The organism is Aestuariivirga sp. (assembly GCF_046294715.1).
In the GTDB taxonomy this organism is placed as follows: Bacteria; Pseudomonadota; Alphaproteobacteria; order Rhizobiales; family Aestuariivirgaceae; genus Aestuariivirga.
On the sequence record NZ_JBKBKI010000030.1, the window covers coordinates 35,265 to 50,577 of the forward strand.

The window sequence follows — 15,313 nt, forward strand, 5'->3', positions numbered from 1 at the left end:
TTCCTTCTAGCTTGGGCTATAGAGAGTTTCCATGAACATCCTGCCCAACATCCGGACCGGCATCTCGGTCTGCCCGCATGACTGCCCCTCTGCCTGCGCACTCGAGGTGGAGGTGCTGGATGAGCACACCATCGGCCGGGTGCGCGGGGCAAGGGAGAATAGCTACACGCTGGGCGTCATCTGCGAAAAGGTCGCCCGCTACTCCGAGCGCATACATCACCCGGATCGGCTGCTCCACCCGCTCAAGCGCAAGGGCCCGAAGGGGTCGGGCGAGTTCGTGCGGATTTCCTGGGATGACGCGCTGGCGGAAACGGCGGAGGCCATGCTGAAGGCGGAGGCCGATTATGGCCCCACTTCCGTATGGCCCTACTACTATGCCGGCACCATGGGCTACGTGATGCGCGACGGCATCCACCGGCTGCGTCACGCCAAGGGCTATTCAAACATGGGCGACACGTTCTGCGTGGCGCTGTCGTGGTCTGGTTATCTCGCCGGCACCGGGAGCATCTCCGGCGTCGACCCGCGCGAGATGCAGCAATCGGACCTGATCGTGATCTGGGGCGGAAACCCCGTCAATACCCAGGTCAACGTGATGACCCACGCCATGATGGCGCGCAAGAACCGTGGCGCCAGGATTGCCTGCGTGGACATCTACGACACGGGAACGATGAAGCAGGCAGACGTGAAGGTGCTCATCCGGCCGGGAACGGACGGTGCGCTCGCCTGTGCGATCATGCATGTGCTGTTCCGTGCCGGTTATGCCGACTGGTCTTATCTCGAGACATACACCGACGCGCCGCGGGCGTTCGCCGAGCACCTCAAGGCGAAGACACCGGAGTGGGCCTCGCGCATCTGCGGCATTCCGGTCCAGGAGATCGAGTCCTTCGCCAAGCTGATCGGGGAGACGAAGCGCACGTTCTTCCGCATCGGCTACGGTTTCACGCGTTCGCGCAATGGTGCGCCCAACATGCATGCCGTCACCTGCATTCCGGCCGTGACCGGCGCCTGGCAGCACGAAGGCGGCGGCGCCTTGCATTCGAACAGCGGCATGTATGGCATGAACAAGACGATGATCGAGGGGCTGGACGTCAAGAAACCGGGCATCCGCATCCTCGACCAGAGCCGGATAGGGCCGGTGCTGCTGAACGATCCCTATGATCTCCAGGGCGGGCCGCCGGTGAAGGCGCTGTTCGTGCAGAACACCAATCCGGCCTCCGTCGCGCCCGATCAGACCAGGGTGAAGCAGGGGCTGGCGCGGGAGGACCTCTTCACCTGCGTGCACGAGCAGTTCATGACCGAGACGGCGAAATTCGCCGACATCGTGCTTCCCGCCACCATGTTCCTCGAGCATGACGACATCTATCAGGGCGGCGGCCACTCGCATCTTCTCTTCGGCCGCAAGCTCGTCGAGGCGCCCGGCGAATGCCGCAACAATCACGAGGTGATCTGCGACCTCGCCCGCCGGGTCGGGGCGGAGCACCCGGGGTTCCACATGAGCCCGCGCGAGCTCATCGACTGGACGCTGGTCAATTCCAGGCGGCCCGGCCTCGAGGCGCTCGATGCCGAGAACTGGATCGACGTGATGCCGGAGTTCGACCGCGCGCATTTCCTGAAGGGCTTCGGCCATCCCGACGGCAAGTTCCGCTTCCGCGCCGACTGGCGGAAAGTGCGCTTCCGCAGCACCGAAACCCCGGTTGGTCCCGTCGAGCAGCTTCCCTCCTTCCCCGATCACTGCGAGACCATCGAGGAGGCGACGGAGGACTATCCCTTCCGGCTCGCCACCAGCCCGGCGCGCACCTTCCTCAACACCACCTTCAACGAGACGCCCTCGTCCCGGAAGCGCGAAGGCCGCCCCACCGTGTTCGTCCATCCGGAGGATCTGGCCGCCCTCGGGATCGCCGACGGCCAGAAGGTGAAGCTCGGCAGCGCCCGGGGCACGGTCACCCTTCATGCGCGCGCCCATGAGGGCCAGCGCCGCGGCGTGCTAATCGCCGAGTCGATCTGGCCCAACGAGGCCTTCGAGGACGGGCAGGGCATCAACACCCTGACCGGCGCCGACCAGCCGGCACCCAATGGCGGTGGCGCCTTCCATGACAACCGGGTGTGGATACGCGCAGCCTGATTCCGTTAATGATTTCTTAACGGGAACCGGTCCCGCCCGCCCACGTTGCAGCCTCAAACCTGCCCTGAAACTCCCATGATCGGGAGCGAGAAAGGTTACCGAAACGAGGTTCGCGATGTCGCTCGGAGGAATGATCGTGATGGCCGTGCTGCTGCTCGCCGCCAACGTGGCAGCGGCGGCGGCCCTGCTCGCCTGACCGCCTATGGCAGCTTCGCTATTCTTTCCGTCAGCAGGTCGAAGAAGCCTGCGGCGTCGACGGAGCGGATGACCGTGGCGTTGGCCGGGCGGCGCGTCACGTGCCACCAGTCCACCACCGTGGCGCCCATCGTCAACTCCGACTCGCACTCGATCGAGACATTCACCAGTCGGCCGGAAAACAGGTCGGGCTTCAGCAGCCACGCGATCACGCAGGGGTCGTGCAAGGGGCCGCCGTCCGTGCCGTACTTGTTCTCGTCGAAGCGCTCGAAGAAGTCGAGCATGGCGGCCGTCGCCGGGCCTGAACGGTTGGGCATGGCGCGGAAGGCCTCCACGCGTTTGGCCGACGTCAGCGCCAGGTGCGTGCAGTCGAGCGGTATCAGCGTGATCGGAATGCCCGACTCGAAGACGAGGCGTGCTGCGTGCGGATCCACATAGATGTTGAATTCGGCGGCGGGCGTGACGTTGCCCTGCTCGAAATAGCCTCCGCCCATGGCGACGATCTGCTTCACCCGTCCGGCGATGCGGGGCTCCCGCACGAGGGCGAGGCCGATGTTGGTGAGCGGTCCCAGCGTGCAGAGCGTCACGGTTCCCGCGGGACGGGACATCAGTGTCTCGATGATGAAATCGACCGCGTGCTGCCGCTGGAGAGGCATCTGCGGCTCGGGCAGCACCGGGCCGTCGAGGCCCGTCTTGCCGTGCACCTCTTCCGCCGTCACCAGCGTTCTCACCATGGGGCGGATGGCGCCCGAGTAAACGCTGATGTCGGGCCGGCCTGCGAGTTCGCAGATCTTGCGGGCGTTCACCTCGGTCAGGGCCAGGGGCACGTTCCCGGCCACCGCGGTGATGCCGAGCACCTCGAACTCGGGGGAGGCGAGGGCGAGGAGGATGGCCACGGCATCGTCCTGGCCGGGATCGGTGTCGATGATGATGGGAAGCGGCTTCGTCATTTAACGTCCTTGGGTGAATGGGAAAGGCGCTCGGCTACAATGGCCAATGCCTGAGGATAGATCCTGTGTTCCTGCTCGAGCACCCGCGTGGCCAGCATGTCGGGGGTGTCGCCCGCGAGCACCGGCACCTCCGCCTGGAGAAGGACGGGGCCACCGTCGAGTTCGGCCGTCACGAGATGCGCGCTGCAACCATGGGTCCTGGCGCCGTCGGCCAGCGCGCGCTCATGGGTGTGGAGGCCCTTGTAGGCCGGAAGGAGCGAGGGGTGGATGTTGATCAGCCGCCCCTCCCAGCGGGCGATGAAGCCAGCCGTCAGAACCCGCATGAAGCCGGCGAGCGCCACGATCTCGACGCCCAGCGAGCGAAGATGGCGATCGAGAGCATCCTCGAAGCCCTCGCGCGCGGGATAGGCCTTGTGGTCGATCACCGCGGCCGGGATGCCGTTCGAGCGGGCGAAATCCAGCCCCTTCGCATCCGCCCTGTTCGATACCACGCAGGCGATCTCGGCCGGATAGCCGGGATCACGCGCCGCCTCGACGAGTGCCATCATGTTGGAGCCGCGCCCCGAGATCAGAACGGCGGTGCGGACCTTCCTCATGTCACGGAGAGGCTGCCGGCGAGCGCCACCTGTTCCTCCGCTCCCTTGCGCTTGCGGATGGAGCCCAGGCTGACGACCTCCTCGCCCGAGCGGCGGAGAGAGGCTGCCACCTTCTTCGCGTCCTTCGCCGCCACGACGGCGATCATGCCGATACCGCAATTGAAGGTGCGCAGCATCTCGCGCTCGCTGACGGAACCCACCTCCTGCAGCCACCGGAACACCGGCGTGAAGGGCACCTGCCCGAGGTCAATCTCGGCCACGGCGGTCTTCGGCAGCACCCGCGGGATGTTCTCGATGAAACCGCCACCCGTGATGTGGGCCAGGGCCTTGATGGCCCCGGTCGCCTTGATCGCCTTCAGGACCGGCTTCACATAGATGCGGGTGGGGGCGAGCAAGGCCTCCGCCAGTGTCTTCCGGCGGTCGAACGGCGCCTTGTCTCCATAGGAGAGGCCGCTCATCTCCACGAGCTTCCTGACCAGCGAGTAGCCGTTGGAATGGGGCCCGGAGGAGGCGAGCCCCAGGATCACGTCGCCCGGTTTCACGTCCTTGCGGGGCAGGAGCATCTTCCGCTCGGCCGCGCCCACGGCGAAGCCCGCCAGATCATAGTCGGCACCCTGATACATGCCCGGCATCTCGGCCGTCTCGCCGCCGATCAGGGCGCAGCCCGCCTGGCGGCAGCCATCGGCGATGCCGGCGATCACCTCGGCCGCCGCCTTCACCTCGAGCTTCCCGGTGGCATAATAGTCGAGGAAGAACAGCGGCTCCGCGCCCTGCACGACGAGATCGTTCACCGACATGGCGACGAGATCGATGCCCACCCCGCGGTGGCGGCCAGTCTCGATGGCGATCCTGAGCTTCGTGCCCACGCCGTCGTTCGCCGCGACCAGCACGGGGTCCTTGAAGCCGCATGCCTTGAGGTCGAACAGGCCGCCGAAACCGCCCAGGGCCGAATCGGCGCCTTTGCGCCGGGTGGAACGCGCAAGGGGCTTGATGGCCTCGACGAGTGCGTTTCCCGCCGCGATGTCGACGCCGGCATCGGCGTAGCTCACGCCCTGCCGTGCTGCTTGTTTCGTGCTGCTCATGCCGCTAGTTTGCCCCAATTCTCTGGTGGGAGGTGCCCGTTGGGCGTCCATACCCCGAAGCGCTTTGCGAATAAAGTGTTGCGGGAGGCGCCGGAACAGCGTGTGGAAAGCTTTGGGGCCGGCATATTGATCGTGACTTGCATGTTGAAGGGACGCAGCATCGCCGCGGCCCTCGCAGGAATGCTGGCGCTCCTGGCGCTGGCGTTGCCTGTCCGTTCGGCAGGGCCGATCGAGACCAACATCTTCGCCGTCCAGGGCGTCGAGGTGGACGTGACGAGCACGGACGCTTCCGCCGCGAAGAACCAGGCGCTGATGGACGTGCAGGTGAAGGCCTTTTTCCAACTGGTCGAGCGGCTGGGCTCAACCGAACTGGCGGAGGAACTGAAGGCCAAGCTCAAGCCGGAGGACATCGCCCCCTATCTCCGCTCTCTCTCGATCGAGCAGGAAAACTCCGCGCCGGGGCGCTATATCGGCAAGTTCACCGTGCGCTTCCTGCCCGAGAAGACGCAGAAATTCTTCGAGAGCTACGGCATCCGCGTTCCCACCGAGCAGGCAGACCCGATCCTGGTCCTCCCGGTTTACCGCGGGCCCGAGGGCGGCAGCCTGTGGGAGGACAATCCCTGGCGCAAGGCCTGGATCGACCTCAAGGGCGAGCAGGGCATCGTGCCGATCATCGTGCCGCTCGGCGATCTCGAGGACACCGAGACACTGACGGCCGAGGACGCGATCCGGGGGGAAGCGATCCGTCTCGAAGCGATCCGCAAGCGCTATGGCGCCCCAAGCCTTCTGGTGGCGCAGGCCCAACCTACAGAGGATGGCGGGCTCCATGTCTACATCGCGGGCGAGACCAAGCTCGGCAAGCTGGAGTTCAACAAGATCTACAAGCCGGAGGCCGGCAGTGCGGAGCCCGTCGAACCTGGGGCCGTGCAGGCCTTCCAGCAGGCCCTCTACAAGTTCTACAAGGAGCAGGAGGAGAAGCTCGCCGCCGAGGAGGCCGCGAGAAGCGCGAATCTCTCGCAGTCGCTGGCGGTGTCGGTGCCCTTCACCAGCCCGCGCGAGTGGAATGCGATCCGGTCCCGAATCCTGACGACGCCCAATGTGATCGGCGTCGATCTTTCCTCGCTTTCGGCGGACGGGGCGGTGATCAGGCTGATGTTCACCCACACCGTGGAGGAGCTCCAGGACAACATGCAGCGTGCCGGCCTGAACCTGGCGCAATCCGGCTCGGCCTGGGTCATCCAGCCGATGTGAGGCATGAGGAACCTCCCGAACCTGATCTCACTGATGCGGCTGCTGCTGGTGCCGCTCACGGTGTGGCTCATCCTCTCCGAAGCCTATTCGCTGGCCTTCGCCAGCTTCGTGCTGGCAGGGGTTTCCGATGGCGTGGACGGCTTCCTGGCGCGGCGCTACGACTGGCGGTCCCGGCTGGGCACCTATCTGGACCCGCTGGCGGACAAGGCTCTCGTCGTCTCCGTCTTCGTGACCCTCGGTTTCCTGAAGCTGATCCCCACATGGCTCGTCATCATCGTCGTGTCGCGTGACGTGCTCATCATCGGAGCCGTGCTCCTCTCGCGCCTCGTGGACAACCCGGTGCGGGTTCAGCCGCTGATGGTCAGCAAGGTGAACACCGCCGCCCAGATCTGCTATCTGGTGGGCGTGCTGGCACTGGCGGCATTCGGCGGCCCCCTGAGCCTTCTTGTGGATGTCGGGAGCATTGCAGTGGCACTGTTGACGGTTCTCTCCGGCGCTGCCTATCTCATGGCCTGGCTCCGCCACGTTGCGGAAGCGCCTCATGAGGACAAAAAGCCGTGACGCTGCAGAAACAGGTGCTGATCTGGACCGTCTCCTTCGCGGTGCTGGTCTTCTTCCTGTGGGTGTTCAGCTCCATCCTGTTGCCCTTCATCGCCGGGCTGGTGCTGGCCTACTTTCTCGATCCGGTCGCGGATGGGTTGCAGAAACTGGGTCTGTCAAGGCTTGCCTCGGCCCTCGTCATCGTCTTCGCGGCGCTCTTCGTGCTCGTCCTCGGCCTCGTGATCCTCGCCCCCATGCTCGCCGACCAGGTGAGCAAGTTCGCCAGCGACCTGCCGAACATCATCCAGGCGCTGACGCTGCGCTTCAATGAATTCGCGCCGGACTGGATGAAGGATGCGCTGGCCCGAAGCGGGGCGGACATCAGGGGCTCGGTGTCGGAGGTGGCAGGCAAGGCCGCCGAGTGGATTCTCGGGGTGCTGAAGACGCTGCTCACGGGCGGGCTCGCGCTGGTCAATCTCGTATCGCTGCTGGTGGTCACGCCCATCGTCGCCTTCTATCTGCTCGAGGACTGGGACGACATGATCGCCAAGATCGACAGCTGGGTGCCGCGCGACCATGTGGAGACGGTGCGAATGCTGGGCCGGGAGATCAATACCGCCATGGCGGGCTTCATCCGCGGACAGGGCACGGTTTGCCTGCTGCTCGGCTTCTTCTATGCCGTGGCGCTTTCGGTGGCAGGCCTCAGGTTCGGCATGGCGATCGGCCTTTTCGCAGGCGCTCTTACCTTCATTCCCTATGCCGGGGCCCTGATCGGGGGCGTGCTGGCGATCGGCGTGGCCGTCGTGCAGTTCTGGCCGGAGTTCTGGCCGATCATCATGGTGGCGGCGATTTTTGCGGTGGGGCAGTTCCTCGAAGGGAACTTCCTTTCGCCCAAGCTCGTGGGCAAGAGCGTGGGCCTGCATCCGGTGTGGCTGATGTTCGCGCTCTTCGCCTTCGGTTATGCATTCGGTTTCGTGGGGCTGCTGCTGGCAGTGCCACTGGCAGCGGCCGCCGGCGTGCTGGTTCGTTTCGCGCTCCAGCAATACCTCTCGAGCCAGCTCTATCTCGGAACGGCCGAGGAGCCGGAGGCCATGCCCATCCCGGTCTCCATCGCCGATGAGACCGGAACGCCGCCGGTGCCTCACGGGCAGCGGCCCTCATGACGCGGCATTCGGGCCGTCAGCTGGTGCTCGAATTGCCGCTGCGCGCCGCGCTGGGCCGCGACGATTTCCTGGTGACGCCCTCGAATGCCGCCGCCGTCGCCATGATCGACAGCTACCCTGACTGGCCCCACCACGGAATCGTGCTGCTGGGCGGGAGGGGCAGCGGAAAGTCCCACCTTCTCCAAGTGTGGCAGCAATCAGCAGGCGCACCCGTCATCACCTCGGACGCTCTGGCTCGCGAGCCGCCGGACCGGCTTCTCGCGGCCGGCGCACTCGCCATCGACAATGCCCCCGGCCCGGGGCTGGATGAAAGGGCCCTGTTCCACCTGCTCAATCTGGCACGGCAGACGGGCGGCCATGTGCTGATCGCCAGCGAAACCGACCCGGCGCACTGGCCGGTGACGCTTCCCGACCTCGCATCCCGTCTCAAGGCGATGCCGGTCGCGCGCCTCGACCCGCCGGACGACGCACTCCTGCGCGGCGTGCTGGTGAAGCTCTTCGCCGACCGGCAAGTGGCAGTCGAGGAGACGGTCATCTCCTATCTCATGTTGAGGATGCCGCGCTCGCTCGATGCGGCGCGGGCGCTCGTCGCCGGGATCGACCGGGCGGCGCTCACGGAGCAGGTACCGGTAACGCGGGGCCTTGCGGCCCGCGTTCTGCAGCAGATGACAGAGCCCGGAATGTTTCCGGAAGATAGTTGACGCAAGGTCAATCGTCTCATTCACCGGATCGTCACAGGCCTGTTATACTTGAATGTGAGCCGTCAGCCGAAAGCCGCCATGAACGAACAGCTTCCGATACCCGCCGCCATCACGATGGATTCCCCGTCGCGCTTCATCAACCGCGAGATTTCGTGGCTGGGATTCAACATGCGGGTGCTGGAAGAGGCGCGCAACACCGTGCACCCGCTGCTGGAACGGCTTCGCTTCCTGTCGATCTCCGGCAACAACCTCGACGAGTTCTTCATGGTGCGGGTGGCGGGGCTGGTCGGCCAGGTGCGCGAGCGTCTGCCGCAACTCAGCGACGACGGGCTCACGGCGCAGGAGCAGCTCGACCGGCTGAGAGTGCTCGCCCAGGAGCTCATGGCCGAACAGGACCATCGCTGGCACCAGCTCAAGGTGGAGCTCGCCCAGAACGGCATCGTGATCACCGACGGCAACGACCTTCTCCCGCACGAAAAATCCTGGCTCGACCAGCGTTTTCTCGAGCAGATCCTGCCGGTCGTCACGCCGATCGCCATCGATCCGGCGCATCCCTTCCCGTTCATTCCCAACCGCGGCTTCATCATCTGCCTGGAGCTGAAGCGGCGCAAGGATGGAGGGCGGATGAACGCGCTGCTGCCGGTGCCGCAGCAGCTCGAGCGTTTCGTGCGGCTTCCCGGCCTCGACGGTTCGAGCGTCGTACGCTTCATTTCCCTCGAGAACATGCTGAGCCTGTTCGTTCCCCGCCTCTTCCCCGGATACGAGGTGATGGGGCAGGGCGTGATGCGGCTCCTCCGCGACAGCGACATCGAGATCGAGGAGGAGGCCGAAGACCTGGTGCGCGTCTTCGAGACGGCGCTGAAGCGCCGCCGCCGAGGCTCGGTCATCCGCATGGAGGTCGACGCCCATACGCCCGCCTCGCTGCGCGACTTCATTGCCGAGGAAGTTGACGTGCAGCGCGACGCCATCGTGGAATGCGCTGGCCTCGTCGGCTATTCCGACACGCGGCAGCTGATCATCGACGAGCGGCCGGACCTCAAGTTCACGCCGTTCATCGCGCGCTTCCCCGAGCGGATCCGCGATCATGGCGGGGATTGCTTCGCGGCGATCCGCCAGAAGGACATCGTGGTTCATCATCCCTACGAATCCTTCGATGTCGTCGTGCAGTTCGTCCTGCAGGCGGCGAATGATCCGGACGTGGTGGCGATCAAGCAGACGCTCTACCGCACCTCGAAGGATTCACCCATCGTCGCAGCACTCGCCAAGGCCGCCGAGGCGGGCAAGTCGGTGATGGCGCTGGTGGAGCTCAAGGCCCGCTTCGACGAGGAGGCCAACATCCAGTGGGCGAGAGACCTCGAGCGGGCAGGCGTGCAGGTGGTCTTCGGCTTCATCGAGCTCAAGACCCATGCCAAGGTCTCGATGGTCGTGCGGCGCGAGAGCGGGCAGATGCGCACCTATGTGCATTTCGGCACCGGCAACTACCACCCGATCACCGCCAAGGTCTATACCGACCTCTCCTTCTTCACCTGCGATCCCGCGCTCGTGCGGGACGCGTCGCGGCTGTTCAACTTCATCTCGGGTTATGCCCAGCCGGAAGACCTCGAGAAGATCGCCCTGTCGCCCATCAATCTCAAGAGCCGGCTGCTCGCCCATATCGACGAGGAGATCGAGCATGCGAAGGCCGGGCGGCCGGCTCAGATCTGGGCCAAGCTCAACTCCGTCGTCGACCCCGGAATCATCGACGCGCTGTACCGCGCCAGCCAGGCCGGCGTCCAGATCGATCTCGTGGTGCGCGGCATCTGCTGCCTGAGACCTGGCGTCCCTGGCCTGTCGGAAAACATCCGCGTGAAGAGCATCGTCGGCCGCTTCCTCGAGCATTCGCGCATCGTGTGTTTCGGCGCAGGCAACGCCCTGCCGCACAACAGGGCCAAGGTCTACATCAGCTCGGCCGACTGGATGCAGCGCAACCTCCACCGCCGCGTGGAGACGCTGATACCGATCGAGAACCCCACGGTGCACGACCAGATCCTCGACCAGATCATGATGGCGAACATGATGGACAACCAGCAGAGCTGGGAGCTGCTGGCGGACGGCACATCGCGGCGCATCGCGCCGGGGCCCGACGAGGAGCCCTTCAACGCGCACCAGTATTTCATGAAGAATCCCTCGCTCTCTGGACGCGGGCGCTCGCAGGCAGGTAATGTGCCGCCCGAGATCATCGAGCGCTTGAAGAAGAAGGCCAAGGCGAAGACGTGAGCTGGCACAAGGGATTCCGCACCGAACCGCCGAAGTACCGGCCCGTCTCGGTGGTGGACATCGGCTCCAACTCGGTGCGTCTCGTGGTCTATGACGGCTTGCGGCGCTCGCCATCCCCCATCTTCAACGAAAAGATCCTGTGCGGGCTGGGGCGCGGCGTGGCCACCAGGGGAAAGCTCGCGGAGGAGGGAATGACGCGCGCGCTGGCGGCGCTCCGTCGCTTCCGCGCGCTCTCGAGGCAGATCGGCGCCAAGCACATCTTTGCGGTGGCGACGGCGGCCGCGCGCGAGGCTTCCAACGGTGCGCAGTTCATCGCCAGGGCCGAGAAGGCGCTGGGATGCGGCATCCGTGTGCTCACCGGCAAGGAAGAAGCGCGCTACGCCGCGCTCGGCGTCATCGCAGGCATTCCAGGCGCCGACGGGATCGCAGGCGACCTGGGCGGCGGCTCGCTCGAACTCATCGACATCAAGGACGGCAAGCTGCGCGAAGGCGTGACGCTGCCTCTGGGCCCCCTCCGCCTCATGGACCTCTCCGGCGGATCGATCGAGAAGGCCAGGTCCATCATCGACGAGGCCTTCGCCAAGGCCGGCATCCTGAAGCTCCTCAAGGGCCGCACCTTCTATGCGGTCGGCGGCACCTGGCGGAACCTCGCCAAGCTGCACATGGCGCAAAGCAATTATCCGCTGCATGTTCTCCACTGCTACAGGCTCACGCGGCAGCAGGCGATGTCGCTCTCTGGCCTCGTCGCCCATCTCTCGCCGAGCTCGCTCCGCGAGATTCGCGAAGTCTCGAAGAGCCGCTCCGACACCATGCCCTATGGCGCGCTGGTGCTGGAGCGCCTGCTCCACCACGCGCAGGCGAGTGCGGTCGAGATCTCCGTCTATGGCGTGCGCGAGGGGCTGCTCTATTCGAGGCTCCCCCCGCGCAAGCGCAACAGCGATGCGCTGCTTTCCTCCTGCTGGGATTTCGCCCGCCGCTATGCCCGCTCGCCCGATCACGAGCTCGAACTCTGCGATTGGACGGACCAGGTCTTCGGCGAGGGCAAGCTTCCCGAATCGGAAGAGCAGCGGCGGCTGCGCTATGCGGCCTGCCTCCTCGCGGATATTGGCTGGCGGGCGCATCCCGACTACCGCGCCGAGCGGTCGCTCTCCATGATCTCGCAAGCGGCGTTCGTGGGAATCGATCATCCGGGCCGGGTGTTCCTGGCGCTCACCGTGTTCTACCGCTACGACGGGCAGGGGGAAGAAAGCGACAGTCTGACCCGGCTCCTCGGCGATGAGGATCACCAGCGCGCCCATCTGCTGAGCAGCCTCTTCCGGCTCGCCTACATCCTTTCCGCCGCCATGCCCGGCATGCTGCCGAAGATCGGGTTGAAGCTCGGAGAGAACAAGACGCTGGTGCTCAGCCTTCCGAAGAAGCTCGCAGACCTCTCCGGCGAGAGGGTGGAGAAGCGGCTTGCCGCGCTCGCCGCCGAGATCGGCCGCAGCGGCCGGGTCGTCATCGGCGGCAGGGCATAGCCTATTCCGCGGCCGCCTGCAGGCCGCTGTTCTTGCGCATGACGCGCACGCGGCCCTTGTCGAAGCCGATCACCGCCTCGCCGCGCTTGATGGCAAGCGCCAGATCGCCGAACAGTTCCCGCCGCCAGCCGTGCATGAGGTGCACGTCGGCCGCGTCGCTCTCGGCGATGGCGTCGATGTCGGCGCTCGAGGCGACGAGCTTCGGCGCGATGCCCTCCTGCTCGCAGACGACCTTGAGCGCCAGCTTCAGCACCTCCGCGGCAGCCTGGGCCTGCTCGCTCATGTCGTCGCGGCCGTCGTCCGGCTGGGGCAGGCTCTTGGGATCGAGCGCCAGTCCCGCCGCCACGGCCTTCAGGATCGCCTCGCCGGTGCGAGAGGTGGCCATGCCGCGGGGCAGGGCGCGGAGCTGGTTCAGCGCCTCGCGTGCCTGCGGCATCTGAACCGCGATCTCGGCCACGGCATCGTCCTTCAGCACGCGGGAGCGCGGCACGTTCTTCTCGCGCGCCTCCCGCTCGCGCCAGGCGGCCACCTCCATCAGCACGCCCAGCTGCTTCTTGGAGCGCAGGCGCACCCTGATCCGCCTCCAGGCATCTTCCGGCTCGGTGCGGTAGGTGGCGGGATTGGTGAGGATGTCCATCTCTTCCCGGAGCCAGTGCTCGCGGCCGGTGCGGTCGAGCTCCTGCTTGAGGCTCTCATAGATTACGCGCAGGTGGGTCACGTCGGCCAGTGCATAGGCCAGCTGCTTGTCGCTCAAGGGGCGGCGCGACCAGTCGGTGAAGCGGGAGGACTTGTCGATCTGGGACTTGGCGATCCGCCGCACCAGCGATTCATACCCCACCTGGTCGCCGAAGCCGCAGACCATGGCGGCAATCTGGGTATCGAAGACCGGGTGCGGCACGATCCCGGCGCGATGGACCATGATCTCGATGTCCTGGCGGGCGGCGTGGAAGACCTTCAGCACGGCGGGATCGTTCATCAGGGCGAAGAAGGGCGCGAGGTCGAGGCCCGGCGCAAGGGGGTCGATCAGACCGTTGACGGTTTCGCCCGCCACCTGGATGAGGCAGAGGTCGGGCCAGTAGGTTGTCTCCCGCATGAACTCGGTGTCGACGGTGACGAAGTCTTCCCGGGCGAGGGTCTCACAGAGGCGCGCCAGCGATTCGGTTGTGGTAATCAGGTCCATGGCCGCAGGGAAGCGCGATCGCCTGCTCAGGTCAATGGCTTGCCGCGAAAACTTCTCGTTGGTCGGTTGGTGAGTTGAATCAGAACGTTAGGTGCAATTTTCAAGAAACTGCATCACGATCCAGGCGGGCTATGGGCCCGCTGCCGCAGGCGAATGGGCGCGAGGCGCGCCTGGCCGGCCGCAAGCGCCAATCATTCCCTTGACTTGGCTTGCCAAGCCTTGCATAACGCGCCCACCAAACGGCCCGGGCGACCCCCGGGCTGAATGGCGTTTGGCCCAAGCAAACGGGTTTGCCCTCTTGCAGGGTGAGGCGGGGGAGTGTCCCGAGCGGCAAAGGGGGCGGACTGTAAATCCGCTGGCTTCGCCTTCGTAGGTTCGAGTCCTACCTCCCCCACCATTTGCCTGGGGCCGAACGTCAGAAGGGTTAAGGAGTTCGGACGACGGTTTTCCGGGCGGGTGTAGCTCAATGGTAGAGCAGCAGCCTTCCAAGCTGAATACGAGGGTTCGATTCCCTTCACCCGCTCCAAAGTTTGAATCGTGAATGCCGCCGAGAGCGGCCAACAGGGTAGAGCGACGATGGCCAAAGAGAAATTCAACCGCGACAAGCCGCACTGCAACATTGGCACGATTGGTCACGTCGACCATGGCAAGACCTCGCTGACGGCTGCGATCACGAAGGTTCTGGCGGAGACGGGCGGTGCGACGTTCACGGCCTATGACCAGATCGACAAGGCGCCCGAGGAGCGGGCGCGCGGCATCACGATCAACACGGCGCATGTCGAGTACCAGACGCAGAAGCGGCACTATGCGCATGTCGACTGCCCTGGCCATGCCGACTACGTGAAGAACATGATCACGGGCGCGGCGCAGATGGACGGCGCGATCCTGGTGGTGTCGGCGGCCGACGGCCCGATGCCGCAGACGCGCGAGCACATCCTGCTGGCCCGCCAGGTCGGCGTTCCGGCGCTGGTGGTGTTCATGAACAAGGTGGACATGGTGGACGATCCGGAGCTTCTGGACCTGGTGGAGATGGAGGTGCGCGAGCTGCTCTCGTCCTACCAGTTCCCGGGCGACGACATTCCGATCATCCGCGGCTCGGCGCTGTGTGCGCTGGAGAACCGCAACCCGGAGATCGGCCATGACGCGATCCTGAAGCTGATGCAGGCGGTGGACGAGTACATCCCGCAGCCGGAGCGCCCGAAGGACCAGCCGTTCCTGATGCCGATCGAGGACGTGTTCTCGATCTCGGGCCGCGGCACGGTGGTGACGGGCCGGGTGGAGCGCGGCATCGTGAAGGTGGGCGAGGAAGTCGAGATCGTCGGCATCCGCGACACGCAGAAGACGACGGTGACGGGTGTCGAGATGTTCCGCAAGCTGCTCGATTCGGGCGAGGCGGGCGACAACATCGGCGCGCTGCTGCGCGGCATCGACCGCGAGGGCGTGGAGCGCGGCCAGGTGCTGTGCAAGCCGGGCTCGGTGAAGCCGCACAAGAAGTTCAAGGCGGAAGCCTACATCCTGACCAAGGAGGAGGGTGGCCGTCACACGCCGTTCTTCGCCAACTACCGTCCGCAGTTCTACTTCCGCACCACCGACGTGACGGGTGTCGTCACGCTGCCGGCGGGTACGGAAATGGTGATGCCGGGCGACAACATCTCCTTCGACGTCGAACTGATCACGCCGATCGCCATGGAGGAGAAGCTGCGCTTCGCCATCCGTGAAGGCGGCCGTACCGTCGGCGCCGGCGTCGTCGCCAAGATCAC

At 65.6% G+C, this 15,313-nt stretch carries 12 protein-coding genes and 2 tRNA genes; 10 read left to right on the forward strand and 4 right to left on the reverse strand.

Annotation, left to right across the window (positions count from 1 at the left end):
* Nucleotides 1–31: 31 nt before the first annotated feature.
* The gene (locus tag ACK4HL_RS16515; protein ID WP_409762461.1) at nt 32–2,122 is read left to right on the forward strand and encodes a molybdopterin-dependent oxidoreductase; all 2,091 of its coding nucleotides are present in this window, start codon (nt 32–34) and stop codon (nt 2,120–2,122) included.
* Between the two features lie 200 nt (nt 2,123–2,322).
* Here ACK4HL_RS16515 and ACK4HL_RS16520 read toward each other — a convergent pair whose 3' ends face one another.
* Genes ACK4HL_RS16520 through purM form a run of 3 tightly spaced genes read right to left on the reverse strand, consistent with a single transcriptional unit; the run spans nt 2,323 to nt 4,945 of the window.
* Entirely contained in the window at nt 2,323–3,267 is a 945-nt protein-coding gene (locus ACK4HL_RS16520) for a nucleoside hydrolase (RefSeq protein WP_409762463.1), read from the reverse strand.
* Complete coding sequence (purN, locus tag ACK4HL_RS16525; protein WP_409762466.1) at nt 3,264–3,863, reverse strand: phosphoribosylglycinamide formyltransferase; 600 nt, start codon at nt 3,861–3,863, stop codon at nt 3,264–3,266. The genes ACK4HL_RS16520 and purN overlap by 4 nt, the downstream gene beginning before the upstream one ends.
* Complete coding sequence (purM, locus tag ACK4HL_RS16530; RefSeq protein ID WP_409762469.1) at nt 3,860–4,945, reverse strand: phosphoribosylformylglycinamidine cyclo-ligase; 1,086 nt, start codon at nt 4,943–4,945, stop codon at nt 3,860–3,862. Before purM ends, purN begins: the two co-directional genes overlap by 4 nt.
* A gap of 141 nt (nt 4,946–5,086) precedes the next feature.
* On the opposite strand from purM, the gene ACK4HL_RS16535 reads away from it, so the two are divergent.
* The 6 genes from ACK4HL_RS16535 to ppx all read left to right on the forward strand — a co-directional run bounded on the left by ACK4HL_RS16535 (nt 5,087) and on the right by ppx (nt 12,373).
* A complete protein-coding gene (locus ACK4HL_RS16535; protein ID WP_409762472.1) occupies nt 5,087–6,196 on the forward strand; it encodes a DUF2066 domain-containing protein in 1,110 nt (369 codons plus the stop codon).
* A gap of 3 nt (nt 6,197–6,199) precedes the next feature.
* Complete coding sequence (locus ACK4HL_RS16540) at nt 6,200–6,757, forward strand: CDP-alcohol phosphatidyltransferase family protein (RefSeq protein ID WP_409762475.1); 558 nt, start codon at nt 6,200–6,202, stop codon at nt 6,755–6,757.
* On the forward strand, nt 6,754–7,899 hold the full coding sequence (locus ACK4HL_RS16545) for an AI-2E family transporter (RefSeq protein ID WP_409762478.1): 1,146 nt from the start codon (nt 6,754–6,756) through the stop codon (nt 7,897–7,899). The genes ACK4HL_RS16540 and ACK4HL_RS16545 overlap by 4 nt, the downstream gene beginning before the upstream one ends.
* On the forward strand, nt 7,896–8,600 hold the full coding sequence (locus tag ACK4HL_RS16550; protein ID WP_409762481.1) for a hypothetical protein: 705 nt from the start codon (nt 7,896–7,898) through the stop codon (nt 8,598–8,600). The genes ACK4HL_RS16545 and ACK4HL_RS16550 overlap by 4 nt, the downstream gene beginning before the upstream one ends.
* Nucleotides 8,601–8,678: 78 nt before the next feature.
* Entirely contained in the window at nt 8,679–10,856 is a 2,178-nt protein-coding gene (locus ACK4HL_RS16555) for an RNA degradosome polyphosphate kinase (RefSeq protein ID WP_409762484.1), read from the forward strand.
* Entirely contained in the window at nt 10,853–12,373 is a 1,521-nt protein-coding gene (gene ppx / locus ACK4HL_RS16560; RefSeq protein ID WP_409762487.1) for an exopolyphosphatase, read from the forward strand. Before ACK4HL_RS16555 ends, ppx begins: the two co-directional genes overlap by 4 nt.
* 1 nt (nt 12,374) lies before the next feature.
* Here ppx and rnd read toward each other — a convergent pair whose 3' ends face one another.
* Complete coding sequence (gene rnd, locus ACK4HL_RS16565; RefSeq protein WP_409762496.1) at nt 12,375–13,547, reverse strand: ribonuclease D; 1,173 nt, start codon at nt 13,545–13,547, stop codon at nt 12,375–12,377.
* A gap of 318 nt (nt 13,548–13,865) precedes the next feature.
* Here rnd and ACK4HL_RS16570 point away from each other — a divergent pair.
* From ACK4HL_RS16570 to tuf, 3 genes are all read left to right on the forward strand, one after another.
* Nucleotides 13,866–13,950 (forward strand) — tRNA-Tyr (locus ACK4HL_RS16570).
* A gap of 55 nt (nt 13,951–14,005) precedes the next feature.
* Nucleotides 14,006–14,079: transfer RNA gene (locus tag ACK4HL_RS16575), tRNA-Gly, on the forward strand.
* Between the two features lie 50 nt (nt 14,080–14,129).
* A partial coding sequence (gene tuf / locus ACK4HL_RS16580; protein ID WP_409762490.1) for an elongation factor Tu occupies nt 14,130–15,313 on the forward strand: 1,184 nt, incomplete at its 3' end.